At 55.7% G+C, this 15,026-nt stretch carries 3 protein-coding genes; all 3 read left to right on the forward strand.

Annotated features, from left to right (window positions below; all coding sequences use genetic code 11):
* Window positions 1-5 precede the first annotated feature (5 nt).
* From NYE33_RS22060 to NYE33_RS22070, 3 genes are read left to right on the forward strand one after another with little or no spacing between them, the layout of a single operon-like run.
* Entirely contained in the window at window positions 6-6,311 is a 6,306-nt protein-coding gene (locus NYE33_RS22060; protein ID WP_341067541.1) for a beta-ketoacyl synthase N-terminal-like domain-containing protein, read from the forward strand.
* Between the two features lie 34 nt (window positions 6,312-6,345).
* Window positions 6,346-12,798, forward strand: coding sequence for an SDR family NAD(P)-dependent oxidoreductase (locus tag NYE33_RS22065; protein WP_341067543.1), 6,453 nt, complete (start codon window positions 6,346-6,348; stop codon window positions 12,796-12,798).
* Window positions 12,791-14,986, forward strand: coding sequence for a beta-ketoacyl synthase N-terminal-like domain-containing protein (locus NYE33_RS22070; RefSeq protein WP_341067544.1), 2,196 nt, complete (start codon window positions 12,791-12,793; stop codon window positions 14,984-14,986). Before NYE33_RS22065 ends, NYE33_RS22070 begins: the two co-directional genes overlap by 8 nt.
* Window positions 14,987-15,026 lie beyond the last annotated feature (40 nt).

Raw genomic sequence — 15,026 nt, forward strand, 5'->3', positions numbered from 1 at the left:
TGCCTATGCAGAGCAGAACACATACACCGGACTTTACGCAAAATAATGGGAATGTGCGCAGCGATGATATCGCCATTATCGGCCTCTCCGGCAGATTCTCCGGCGCCCGCAATGTGCAGCAGTATTGGGACAACCTTGTGCAGGAAGTGAGCAGTCTTCAGGAAGCGCCTGCTGAACGCACGGAGCTGACCAAGCTGACCCCGGCGCAGAGGGCACATATCCGTTATGGGGGCTTTCTCCCGGGCGCGGATCAATTCGATCCTTTGTTCTTCCACATCTCACCCAAAGAAGCGGAGCATATGGACCCCAGACAACGGCTGTTTCTGGAAGAATCCTGGAAGGCCATAGAAGATGCGGGATATTCGCTGCAGGATATGTCAGGCAGCAAATGTGGCATATTCGTGGGCCTTCAGCAAGGGGAGTACCTGGAGCGGTTCCTGGGTGAGACGAACGAGCATGTCCCTACGGGGAACAGCTTGTCGGTCATTCCGGCGAGGATTTCCTATCTGCTGAATTTAAAGGGGCCGAGCATCGCCCTGGATACGGCCTGCTCATCGTCACTGGTAGCTTTGTCACTCGCTTGTGACAGCCTGCATAACGGCAGCAGCGAGATGGCGATCGCCGGAGGTGTCCAGCTTATGCTCACGCCATGGATTTATATGTCGCTGGGCAAGCTGGGGATGCTGAACACCGACGGAATCTGCAAGCCGTTCGCCGAGGAGGCGGATGGCATAGGCCTGGGCGAAGGCGTAGGCGCTGTGCTCCTCAAGAAGTATGCTGCCGCGAAGCGGGACGGAGACCATATCTACGGAGTCATCGCAGGCATCGGGGTCAATCAGGACGGTAAAACCAATGGCATTACCGCCCCAAATGGTCTCTCACAGGCAGCGCTGGAACGTGAAGTCTATGAGAAATCCGGGATTAACCCTGAGCACATCAGCTATGTGGAGGCACATGGCACGGGCACCCGGCTGGGGGATCCGATCGAGGTCGCTGCCCTCACGGAGACCTTCGGCGCATTCACGGACAAGAAGCAATATTGCCATCTCGGCTCAGTCAAAGGCAACATAGGACACACCCTGTCCGCCTCGGGCATGGCGGGTCTGATCAAGGTTCTCCTTAGCCTGCAGCACGGCAGAATTCCCGCTACGCTTCACTCTGGTGAGGGGAACAAGCTAATCGATTTTAAGAACAGCCCATTCTATGTGGGAAAAGAGACCGAGGAATGGCGCAGGGAAGCCGGACGGCCAAGAATGGCAGCGGTCAGCTCGTTTGGAATGAGCGGAACCAATTGCCATGTGGTGGTTGCGGAGCATATAGAGCAGGAAGAAGAAGCCGTCACCTGCACAGCCGGGGACAATGACGGGAAGGTGCTGCTGTTCGCTTTGTCAGCGAAAAGCGATACGGCACTCGAGGCCAAGGTACAGTATCTGCGGGATTATCTGCAGGAGCGCACAAGCTTGGGCAGACTGGCCAATATATCGTATACACTGCTGACCGGAAGAGATCATTACGCCTACCGCAGCATGTTCATTGCCGCAAGCAAGGAAGAGCTGGTCCGGGAGCTGGAGGCTTTTCTTCATAAGCAGCCAAGCTCAGGCTGGTATAGCGGCGGCGGATCGGGCGGCAATGAGCGGGTGAACCCTGCGCTGAAATCCAAGATGGAGCAATTGCTGGTCCAGTTTCATCAGGACCGGCTTACTCCGCAGGAACGGGCAAAGGCGGCGCAGTTGATTGCCAATTATTACATCAAAGGCTATGCAGCCGATTTCAAAAGCCTGTCCGCTGCCGGGAGCTTCCGCAGAGTGCCGCTTCCAGGCTATCCCTTCGACTATATGCGCTGCTGGATCGAGGCAGCGGATGAGAAGGGAAGCGCGGAGAATGGCGGGGCTGCCGGAAGTACCACAGCTGCCGGAGGCGCTCGCGGAGTATCCGGAAGTGGCGGAGCTGCCACAGGAGCTGACCAGATATCCAGAAGCAGCTCAGCTGCCGGGGCTGCCGGAAGTGCTGGAGCAGCGGCAGAGGGGCAGCTACATCCGCTGGTTCACCGCAATGTGTCAACGGTGCAGGGAATCGGCTTCATAAGTGAACCGGAGGCTGCCGGAAAGGCCGTGTTCGGCAAGTCTATTTATGGGGCAGCGGTATTCAGCGAAGCTATTCTGCTGGCTATAGGCGCGCAGGCTGCACTGCTGGGAAGTGGTGCTCCGGGTATTGCCTCACTGGAGCAGATTCAATTCTGCCATCCTGCTTCTGACAAGCAGCAAGTGAAACTGAATATTCAACTTCAAGGTGAGGGTGAGGGGGATTCCCTCCGGTTCGCTATCCTGCACGAAGGATCGCAGCAGGATATCCTTGCAGCAGGTACGGCCAGAACAGGCCTGGCTTATCCGTCTCACGAACCGGCAGCGCTGGATATAGGCAAGCTCAAGCAGGAAGCAGCGCAGGTTCGGACTGGGGATGAAGTCTACCGGGTACTTGAGAATCAAGGTATAGCTTATGAGGCACAGGCACAGATCATAACAGGCTTGTACAGCAGCCTGACAGACCACTTGGCGGTAATCTCACCAGGCCCGTTCCATTCGGCGGACGATGTCCTGGCAGCTATGCTAACTGAAGCCGTCCTGCAGGGGCTGAACATGGACATTATCAGCAATGGCGGCACGGCGTCTGCAGCTTATGAGATCGGTGAAATACAGCTTATCCGCCAAGCCTCATCGGCGAAATATGTTCATTTTCAGTCGGGTGGTCTGGAGACTGCCGGCGGTGAGCTTCATTATGACGTTCATGTGCTGAATGAGACGGGTGAAGCGGTGCTGTCCTTTAAGAACATCCAGATGGTCCCCGTCAGCACCCGTGAGATTGTTACCGGGGAGCAATACGCTCTGCTTAAGAAGGAATGGATGAAATCGGAGCGGCCTCGTGAGCGCAAACGGGTTGAAGGGCAGTATCTTATCATCGTAAATGAAGAGATGGATGATAACGCACTTGCAGCGGTCAGAGCAAGCTTTGAAGAACCGCTAATCCTGTGTGACGGAAAGGCGCAGCAAGCCCGTGACTCCGTGTTACCCGTTGACTTCACGCTTACAGAGGATAGTGAGCAGACGATTGAAGCCGTACTCGGGATGAAGCTGAAACTCAAGGGAATCGTTGATTTCTCCGATCTCCATGCACAGCCGAAGCCCATGTCCAAGCAGAGCTACGGTAAAATCATGCTTCTGCAAGCGCTGGTTAAGCAGGCGGGCAAGGATTTTCGGATTGTCCATTTGACCGGCGGGGTTCAGAATCCGGAGAACCGCACGGTTACTCTGGCCGGAGCGGATATCGCCGGGATCATCCGCACGCTTGGCGCAGAATATAGACAAGTCACCGCCCGCACCGTGGATATCGGCCTGGATGCTTCGGATATTAACCGGCAGCTCCGGATTGTTCTAGGCGAATTAAGCCTGGAATCCGATACCGCTGAAGCGTGCTATGCGGACGGATTGCGGTATGAGCCGGTTATCACCACGTTGAAGCAGCAGAATAAATGGATCGGCCGCGAACGGCATAACCGGTTGAAGGTAGACCCCAAGAAGGTCTACGTCATTACCGGAGGCACGCGGGGGATCGGGGCCGAGGTGGCCCGTCTGCTGGTCCGAAGAGGCGCACGGAAGCTGGTGCTGATGGGGGTTCAGGCTTTTCCTGCCCGGGAGGATTGGCCGGACATCTTGTCCGGCACTATCCATGATCCGGGAAGTCTGGCACGAATCAAGCGGGTAGTGGAGCTGGAAGCCTCCGGTGCCCAGGTTGAGGTGTATTCCGGTTCGCTGACCGATGCCGGGCAGCTTATGCCTTTTGTTGAGAGCATCCGGCAGCAGTGGGGCGAAATTGGCGGTGTTGTGCACTGCGCAGGCTCCAATCTGAATCAGCACCCGGCCTTTGTGAACAAAAAAATCGCCCATATCCGGCAGGTCTTTGAACCTAAGGTTGAAGGGGTGGCGGCACTCCAGCACATTTTTGCCCAGGATAAGCTGGAATTCTTTGTTCTATTCTCCTCCATTTCAGCTCTGTCGCCGCTGTTGTCTGCTGGGCTTAGCGATTACAGCGCAGCCAACTATTATCTGGACCTGTATGCACAGCATCAGCACACCCTCGGAAACAGTTATTATCAGTCGATCATCTGGCCGAGCTGGTCAGAGGTCGGGATGCTGGCAGATTCCGGATTTCAGCTTAGCCCGCTCTATACACAGTCAGGACTTACCGCACACAGCCTTGCCGATGGCCTCTTCATGCTGGAGGACATCATCATTGGCAGTGATTCGCCAAGTGTGATTCCGGCTATTCTGGACATGGATTTTTACCGCCCGGAATTATTGATCAAGGCAAGCGCTGGACGGGGGAAGGGTTTACCTGGGGCGAAGGCCGTTGTGAAGAGTCAAGGCAGTCCTGACGCTGCGGTAGCCGGGGGGGATGTACAGAATACACTGAGTACCCCAAGTGAGCTGCAAAAAGCGTCCGCCCTGATTCTGGATATCTTCTGTGCAGAGCTGAAGCTGCCGGGGGACCGCGTACGTGAGGATGTTCCGTTTGCCGAAATCGGCGTGGATTCCATTCTGCTGATCGAGGTCATTAAGAAGCTGGACACCGCTTTTCAGACCCGCATAGATCCGGCGCTGTTCTTCGAGCTTAGAGACATGCGCGCGCTGGCAGAGCATCTCTGCTCAAACGGCGCAGAATATAAGAGTCAGCCGGAGCTGGAGCAGGATGACCCGCTATTGCTGTCAGGCAATAGAATCAGATTCGCTGAACCGTATAACCGGGTGCCGGAATTCCATTACGGCCGTGGCAGTGAAGCAAGAATTCAAGCGGTACACAACGCACAGGACGAAACGCCAAGCCCTGAAGGCAGGCATGACGGACGGATTGCCGTTATCGGCATGGGCTGCCATTTTCCGGGGGCTGGAGACAAGGACGCCTTCTGGAACAATCTGCGGCAGGGACTGGACAGTATTACGGAGGTTCCGGCCAGCCGCTGGGATAAGGATGAATGGTACGCTCCTGTCTATGCAGAAGGCAAAAGCATCAGCAAATGGGGCGGGTTCCTGGACGATATCGAGCGCTTCGACGGCGGGTATTTCGGCCTTAAGGAGAATGTGGAGCAGATCAGTCCGCTTATGCGGCAGTCCCTTGAGGTTACAGCGGAGACCATTCTGGATGCGGGCTATGAGATGGAGGACATCAGCGGGAAGAAGGTCGGTGTATTCATCGGCGCCCATCCAGGCTCTTATCCGGGCTGGGTGCAGGATATCAATAAGAATACGATCATCGGCATCGGGCAAAATTTCATCGCGGCTTATGCCTCCCATTTCTTCAATCTCAAGGGTCCCAGCCTAACGGTGGACAGCGCCTGTTCTTCCTCGCTCCTCAGTCTGCACCTGGCCTGCCAGAGCATCCGCTCCGGCGAGTCGGAGATGGCTATAGCGGGAGGGGTGGATCTGCTTCTGGATGAGCGTCCCCATCTCGTATTCAGCGCCTCCAAAGCCATGTCGCCGGACGGCAAATGCCATACCTTTGATGAGGAGGCGAACGGCATCGTCCCGGGAGAAGGCTGCGGGGCGGTGCTGCTCAAGCCGTTGGCCAAGGCCCTCGCCGACGGGGACAGAATCTACACGGTTATTGAAGCCTCGGCAACCAATAATGACGGCCGTACGATGGGGGTTACCACCCCAAGCATGCAGGCCCAGGAAGAGGTTATCGCTGAAGCGATACGCCGTTCCGGTATTAACCCGGAGACGATTGGTTACGTGGAGACCCACGGCACAGGTACGATGATCGGCGATCCCATTGAGCTGAAGGCCCTGACCTCGGTTTACAAAAGATATACCGGTGCCACAGGCTTTTGCGGTGTGGGCAGCGTGAAGACCAATATCGGCCATTGCCTCAGCGCGGCAGGCATTGCCAGCTTCATTAAGGCGGCGCTGTGCGTCCACCACAAGATGCTTGTTCCCACGCTGAATTGCAGCCGGCCCAATCCGCGCTTCGACTTCGGGCACTCGCCTTTTTATCCGGTGCTTGAGGCCGCAGCCTGGGACAGCCACGGGGAGGCCCGGCGGGCAGCCGTCAGCTCCTTCGGATTCGGCGGCACCAATGTTCATATGATCATCGGGGAGTGCGGGGAGGATACACTCAACGGTTATACCCAGCGCAGATATCCGTTGCCTGCACCGCTGTATAACAGGCAGCAGGCCTGGGTAAACCGCGGGAAGGAAGAGGGCAGGCAGACACAGGATGAACAGGATCAGCTGTCCTTTCTGCAATTCGTGGAAGAGTAGGCATGAATAAGGGAGAGCGGAGAGGTGTGCACGCATGGACGCTTTAAATGGTGTGAAGTTCAGTACAGTAATTAAAAACAGCAATTATATCGTCAGAGATCATCGGGTTCACGGAGTACGGATCATGCCGGGTGTGACGCTGCTTGACATGATCTACCGGTTCCTGCAGACCAAGGGCATCAACCTGCGGGATATCGAGCTGCGCAAGGTTCTGTTCAGCGAGCCGGTCTCCACCAGCGGACAATATGATAAAAAAATCCAAATCTCGTTCACCAAAAAAGCGGACGGATACGAGGTCGTGGCGCAGAGCCGGAAGATTAAGGAGCACGAGCTCCTGGACAGTACCTGGGATGAAAACCTGCGCTGTGAGCTGCATTTGTCACCTGCGCGCACCGGCGAGCGGAAATCAATCGACATTCAGCAGATTAAAAGTCTGAGTCATCGCGTGGAAGATATGGACCATGCCTACAGCTATGTACGGAGAATTGATATCCGCCATCTGGAATTTATGAAGGGTCTGGGTAAGCTGTATTACGGCGATCAGCGTATCCTGGCTGAGATTACCCTGGGCGAGCTGGCGAGGGAATATATGGACCAGTTCTACATGCACCCTTGTTATCTGGATGCGGCAACGCTGGTTCAGGGATTCGTCGTATTGCAGGAGCTGGATTTCTCCAGGGAGATTCAGGCTTCCATACCGATGTTCATCGAATCCTTCCGTTCCTATGAACCGATGAAGGAGCAGATCTATGTCTATATCAAGGATGAGGGGTATCCGGATGGAGACATCAAGGATCTGATGTATTTCGATATCGAGGTGTATAACGGGCAAGGACAGGAGATTGCCAGCTTCAGACGCTGGGGTCTAAAGAAGATCCGCTCCAGGGAACTGATCAGCGGGCCTCAGAAGGTTCAATCTCCAGCAGCTTCCCCAGTGGCTTCGTCCGCACCTGCTAAGCAGGAGCCGGTCCAAGTCAAAGCCCAAGCTCCGCTGGTGCGTGCAGGAGTTCCGGCGGAAGAAGGTATGCGCAAGGCTGCTGTCACCGCTTATCTGAAACGGCTGGTAAGCGGTCTGTCTGGAAGGGATGAGGCTGAGCTGCGGACCGATGAGGGCTTTTACAATCAAGGGCTGAACTCACAGCATTTGCTTGACATCGTCAAGCGGCTGGAAGAGAAGCTGGGAAGCCCCCTTTACCCAACATTGCTGTTTGAATACGCCACGATGGAGGAGTTAAGCCAGTATATTCTCCGGGAGCATAGCGATTCGTTTTTCAGCTCCGATACAGCGGCTGGCGATGTTAACCAATCGGCCAAGCCGGAACCGTCCGCTGCGGCCATTCACGCCTATACCTCCGCTTGGATCAACGGCCCGCTAACACAGCTTAGCGAGTCAGGATACCCGGGGCAGCAGGAGCAGGTACTGGTCTTGTGCGGGCAGCAGGATGAACTGCTGTCTCTGGCGGGAATAGAGGCAGGCAATCGCTACACCTTCGTGCTTCCGGGAGAGCAATTTGCCGCAGCAGAAGCCGGCATTTACCGCATGAACTTTAACTGCGGGGATGATTACAAGCAATTGGCAGATGAATTACAGCTGGCGGACCGCATGCCCACAGTTCTGGTCAACAGCCTGAATTGCGGCGGGCGGAAGCAGGGCGGTCTGCCGGAGTCCGAGCAGCAGGTGATTCCCATGTTCTATATCCTGCGGGAGCTGCTGAGAAGCAGAATTAAATCGGCAGTAAAGGTGCTGTATTTCTTCGATCAAGAGGGGGCTGCCGCTCATCTGGGCGATGCAGCGATGGAGGGATTCCTGCACTGCATCCAATCCGAAACGGATAAGGTGGCTTATAAATGTATCGGCCTGGATGCGGAGAACCGCAGGCAGCTCCGGACAATTTTCCATAATGAACTCTACAGGGGCTGGGACAGCGGGCGCCGTGTGGTGTATGAGCGGGACATACGGAGAATACAGACCTACCGTAAGGCAGGACACGTAGCTGGCGGAGGTAAAACGGCCATTCGCAGCAATCAGGTCTACTTGATTACAGGCGGAGCCGGAGGCATTGGACTGAAGCTGGCAGCCCATGTTCTGCAGCAAGGCGGGACAGCCATTCTCTGCGGCAGAGCTGCCAAGCTGCCGGAAGAGGCTGCAGCCGGGTTAGGCGCGCATCACCGCCTGGATTATGTAGCTTGTGATGTAACGGACCGGACATCGGTCGAGCGCCTGCATGCTTTTGTGAAGGAGAAATATGGGGAATTGGACGGAATCTTTCATTGCGCGGGACTTACACGTGATTCGTTACTGGTGCATAAGGACAGTGATGAGCTGCGTCAGGTGCTGCGGGTGAAGGCGGAGGGGACGGCCAATCTCGATGAAGTGTTCAAGGGGGAGCCGCTCACGTTTTTTGCTGCTTTTTCCTCCGTGGCGGGAATTCTGGGCAATCCAAGCCAAAGCGATTATGCGTTTGCCAATCTATATATGGACGCCTATGTACAGCAAAGAGAACTCTGGAGAGCGCAGGGGCTGAGAAGCGGCAAATCCCTGTCCGTCAACTGGCCTCTCTGGCGCGAGGGCGGCATGAAGGGCGACGAACATACGGAGCTTGCGCTAAAACACAGATTTGGCATCTCGCTCCTGGAGACTTCCGCAGGGATAGAGGCGCTGGAATGGGCGCTGCAGCGGGAAGAAACCCTATTGCTCATGGTTCCGGGGGAAGAAAGCAGGATTGACGCTGTCTTGGTCCGGGACGGGGAATGGAATGAGGAGTTACATAAGGAAAAGGCGGCTACGCAGCCTGAGATGGCTCCGAATCCGATTATCCGTTCTGCCAGAAGTACAGAAGAGGATGACCTCGCGATTATCGGTATCAGCGGGAGATTTCCTGGTGCGGACAATCTGTCCGAGTATTGGGAGCTGCTCAAGGCAGGACGGGACGCCGTATCGGAGATCGATCCGCAGAGGTGGAGTCATGAGGAGCAGCAGCAGATTGCCCGGGAGAGCTGGGGCAAGGACAGCTCCAGGTGGGGCGGCTTCCTCCGCGATGTGGACAAGTTCGATTCACTGCTGTTCAATGTGGCACCTTATCAAGCCGTGCTGATGGACCCGCATGAGCGGGTGTTTCTGGAGCTGGCCTGGGAAGCATTCGAGGATGGCGGGTATATCCGGTCTGCGCTCAAAGGTCAAAAGGTAGGCGTATTCGCCGGAGCCATGTGGATGCAGTACCAGCTCTACAACACCAGCCGGCAGGTCTCCACTTCCACCCTCTCGTCGATTGCCAACCGGGTCTCATATTATTTTGGACTGACCGGACCTTCGCTGGGCATTGATACCATGTGTTCCTCCTCGATGACGGCACTGCACATGGCCTGTCAAAGCGTGAAGAATCAGGATTGTGCCATGGCCCTGGTTGGAGGGGTTAATCTCTCCGTGCACCCGGATAAATACCTTCTGTTGTCTCAGGGTAATTTTGCTTCCTCGGATGGCCGGTGCCGCAGCTTCGGCGAAGGCGGAGATGGTTACGTGCCCGCCGAGGCAGCAGGCGCCATTCTGATCAAGCCGCTAAGGCAGGCGGAGCGGGACCATGACCGGATCTATGCGGTGATCAAAGGCAGCGCCATTAATCATGGCGGGGAGGCCAGCGGGTTCACGGTTCCCAATCAGCGTGCGCAGGAGGAAGCCGTGTCCGAAGCGATCCGCAGAAGCGGCATCGATGCCGGCACCATCAATTATATCGAAGCGCATGGCACGGGGACCTCGCTGGGCGATCCGATTGAGATCAAGGCGCTGATGAATGCTTTTGCTCCCCATAAGGACGAAGCCTTCAGCTGTGCCATCGGTTCAGTCAAGTCTAATATCGGCCATGCCGAAGCGGCTGCGGGCATATCCTCCATCGCCAAGGTGATTCTGCAGATGCAGCACGGGCAGCTTGTGCCTTCAATTCATTCTGAACGAATTAACCCGCATATCCGGCTTGGCGATTCGGGCTTTTATATTCAGCAGAAGCTGGAGCCGTGGAAGCCGGTCACCCGTACCGCAAACGGGCGGACAACGGTGTACCCGAGACGCGCCGGCATCAGTGCTTTTGGTGCGGGAGGTTCTAACGCCCATGTCATTCTGGAGCAATATACCGGCAGCAGAAGCAGCGGGAATCAGGATCAGCAGAATGTTGATAATGATCCGTATATCTTCATATTATCCGCGCAGACCCCTGAACGGCTGCAGGCTTATGCCCGGCGGATGAAAGCTTTTATGGAACAAAGAACAACAGAGGGCCACGGTAGTCATAAGGACATGACAGCTGCCCTGCAGGAGGTCATTGCTCAAATGCTGGACCTTCCGGTCACCGGGATCGGACAGGATCACTCCCTGGAGGAGCTGGGTCTCGGGCCTGTTGAATTCATCCAGCTGTGTGACAGGCTCCTGGCGAGCTTTGGCATCCAGGCAAACGCTTCTGCCGTTAGCGGTGACTTAACAGTGGAAGAGCTCAGCAGTCAGCTTGTACACGGAGTGGCAGGTATGGAAGGTTATGAGGCTGCTGAAGTCAGGGCCGGGGCGGTGCAGGAACTGTCGTTGCCGGGGCTCAGCTATACACTTCAGGTAGCCCGGGAACCCATGAAGCACCGGCTGGCTGTCGTGTACCGTACACTCAGTGAGCTGCTGGTGACGATCGGGGATTATTTGGAGCAGCGGGCATCCGCTCAACTGTTCACGTCAGAGGCAGGCTTGGCTGCACAAGGGCAGGCAAGTAAGGCGCAAATGCAGAGACATGTACAAATCCAGGCTAATCCGTATACGCCGGGCGATGCTGAACGCCTGGCCCAGGCATGGGCGGAAGGCGCAGCTATAGACTGGCGGATATTATACGGGAATGACGTACCTGAGCTTCTTTCGCTGCCGCATTATCCGTTTGCCCGTAAAAGCTATTGGATCGAGCCGATTAACCCTTCACAACTAATTACAACTATACAAGAGTATGCAGAACCCGCTCCAACTGCCGGATTCGCAGCGCCTGAAGCAATTCCGGCGTATGCGGGAAATGAAGTTATGCTGGAGCATGTGGAGGGCGGCGTCGCTATTATCCGCATTCAGGATGCCAAGCATAACAATACTTTTACCCATGAGGTTATACAGGGGCTCACCCATTGCTTCCAGGCCGCACAGCAGGATGAGCAGATCAAGGCGATTGTGGTTGCCGGGAACGACCGGATCTTCTCCATGGGCGGAACCCAGGAGCAGCTGCTGGATATTTCCGACTCCAGGCTGAGCTTCACGGATGCGCCGATTTTGTACAGGGGGATGCTGGAGTGCCCTATCCCTGTGATCTCTGCAATGGAAGGCCACGCTTCCGGCGGCGGCCTGCTGTTCGGATTGTATGCGGATGTTGTGGTTATGGCTGAGGAGAGCTTGTATTCCGCTGCTTTTGCCAAATACGGCTTCACTCCGGGGATGGGCGCAACCTTCATTCTGGAGGACAAGCTGGGAAAGAATCTCGCTGTTGAGATGATGTTCACAGCCAAAATGTATTCCGGCGAACAGCTCAAAAGCAGATCAGCCTCCGTCATCTTCCGGGCAAAGGACAAGGTGCTGCAGGAGGCGGTGTCGGTTGCCCGGCTGATTGCCGAGAAGCCGAGGACCACGGTCAGTGTGCTGAAGCAGGAGCTGTCCAGCCGGGTGCTGGATTCATTACTGCAATGTGTGGAACGTGAGAATGAAATGCACCGGATTACCTTCACCACCTCAGAGGTCAAAGCAAAGATCCGCCACTTATACCGGGCCGCGGAATCAGGGGGGAATGAGCGGGAAGCTGTAACGGCAGCAACCCTGTCTGCACCTGAAGATAAAGGAAACAAGGCAAGCCTGCCGACCGGGGGTATACATTCCGGTTTAACGGACCATGACGGTTCAGCAGGTCTTGCCAGTTCAACAGACCCTGCTGACTCCATTCCTTCCATATATGCTTCAGAAGCCGATCGGAACATTGAGCGGAACTTCAAGGACGAACTGACCCGGATCATCGCTAACCGGATACAACTGGATGAAGCAGAACTGGACGAGGATATGAATTTCAAGGATATGGGTGTGGATTCCATCAGCGGCGTTGAAATTGTGCGCGATCTCAATGAGAGCTTCAGCCTGCAGCTCGACACCATCGATATCTATGACTACTACTCTATTAATCTTCTTGCCGCGCATATCGGGCGCAAGCTGGAGTCGTTTTTACAGGTTAAGGAAGCGGAAGTACCGGGAATACCGGGATTAAAGGCAGTACCCGCAGTCTCAGGAACATCTTCAGGTACGAGTAGGGGAGCAGAAGAAGCCGGAGCTTCAGGAGGACATGCCGGTTCAGGAGTATCAGAGATATCCGCCAGCTCTTCTGCCTCATCGGTTAACCAGGAGGACCGTGATCTGCTGGAGCTGTTGTCCAGGCTGAACGAGGATGAGCTGGATGTGGACGAAGTAGCCCAGTTTTTGGAGGTGTACTATGAGTAACGGCGAGACGATCAAGGACATATTGCAGCAGATCAAGGACCATAAGCTGGAGGCCCGCGAAGGTCTGAGACGTATCCATGAGCTGAAGCAGCGGGGAGATGCGGTTTCCGGTGCAGAGCAGACCCTCTCTCAGGAAGCCGTGGAGCAGCAGGTCAAGGATGTGCTGTGCCGGGTAGTGAAGCTTCAGCCGGAGGAGCTGAGCCATGAGCTATCTTTTAAGGAAATGGGCATTGATTCGATCAGCAGTGTGGAAATTGTCCGAGATCTGAATGAAGCGCTGCATATCCAGCTTGACGGCATCGTGCTCTATGATTATCCGACCATTCCCGAGCTGGCCCGGTATATGGTAGATGAGATTCAGAAGAACAGCGGCGCAATGCCGGTGAAGGTAATCAATGCCAATGCTGCGAATGCAAACCCGCAAGAGCAGATACACGAACCTGTGCAGTCCCAGCGGCTGAACCACAGATATGAATATATGAATGATCTAATCGATCAATTCTCGACAAACAAACCGGCAGCAGCGCCGTCCAAACCGAAAGCGCCAATGAAGGAGCCGGTGAACGACTTTAAGGAGCCGGTAAAAGCTTCTGAACCAGCCACAGTCTCGCCGCACGCCGCACGATCCCTGAAGCCACTAACCGGGCGTCAGGCCAAGGAGGAACAAGCACCTGCGGCGCAGGCTCCCTTATCCGCTGGACAACCGGCCTCTGGAGCGCCCAAGCTGACACTGAAAACCGGCCCGGCTCCCATAGCTCCCGCAGCTTCAAGTACAGAGGCTACGGGCAAGATCAAACTGGGCTTTGCCGCCTCCCGCCCTGCGGAAGAACCGGTAAAGGTCACGCCGGAAGCTCCTCCAGGAGTTTCCGCTGACCAAGCCACAGCCGACGCGGCAGAAGGCGTTGCGATTGTCGGGTTATCAGGCAGATTTCCCGGCGCCGCTTCGGCAAGAGAGCTGTGGCGTAATCTCCGTGACGGTGTAGCCAGCACGGGTGAAATTCCCGCCAGCCGGTTCGATATTCGGGCATGGTATGACGAAGACCGGAAAGCGGATCAGAAGACTTATTGTACGGTTGCCGGACTGCTTGACCATGTGGATGAATTCGATCCGTTATTCTTCAATATTTCTCCTAAGGAAGCGGAGATTATGGACCCGCAGCAGCGGATTTTTCTGGAGGAGGCCTGGAAGGCGCTGGAGGATGCCGGATATTCCGACCAGGCGGTGCAGGATACCCGCTGCGGCGTATTTGTCGGCTGTGCGCCAAGCGATTATACCAAGCATCTGGAAGCGAACCGTCTAAGCAATACCGCAGATGCGTTTACCGGGACTTCTTCGTCGATTCTGGCTGCGCGAATCTCGTATTTTCTCAATCTGAAAGGCCCGAGCATTTCAATAGATACCGCCTGTTCCTCGTCGCTGGTTGCCGTACACCAGGCATGTGTCAGCCTCTGGAATGAGGAGTGTGACATGGCGCTGGCCGGAGGTATCCGGCTGATGATTACCCCGGACAGCATGGTGCAGAGCAGCCAGATGGAGATTTTGTCAGCGCAGGGTGTATGCAGGCCCTTCGATCAGGAAGCAGACGGGACCTTGCTGAGCGAGGGCGTAGGGGTCGTGGTGCTGAAGCCGCTGAAGCAGGCGCTGGAGAACAGGGATCATATCTATGGTGTAATCCGCGGCTCAGGTGTGAATCAGGACGGCCGGACCAATGGCATTACCGCACCAAGCGTGAACTCGCAGATTCAATTGGAGAAACGGGTGTACGAGAAGTTCCGCATCGATCCGGCCGAGATCAACTATGTCGAAGCGCATGGAACGGGCACCGCTTTGGGTGATCCGATCGAAGTAAAGGCTCTGACCGAAGCGTTCCGCGAATTTACGCAGGACAGCCAGTATTGCGCGCTTGGGTCAGTCAAAGCCAATATCGGACATGCCACAATGGCCGCCGGTGTCGCCGGAATGATCAAAATCCTGCTGTCCCTGAAAAACAGACAAATCCCGCCGCTGATCCACTATAACCGGCTTAATGAGAAGATCAGGCTGGACGGAAGCCCCTTCTACATCAACACCGAGCTGGTAGATTGGCCGGAGAACAAACGGGGCTCCAGAATGGCTGCAATCAGCGGGTTTGGCTTCAGTGGTACGAACTGCCATATCGTCATCGAAGAATACCGCAGGGGAAGCTAGAAGCTGTAAGAGCGGCCGAAATTCATACATTCATTAGGAA

This window comes from Paenibacillus sp. FSL R10-2199 (genome assembly GCF_038000235.1).
Lineage (GTDB): Bacteria > Bacillota > Bacilli > Paenibacillales > Paenibacillaceae > Paenibacillus_AQ > Paenibacillus_AQ phytohabitans.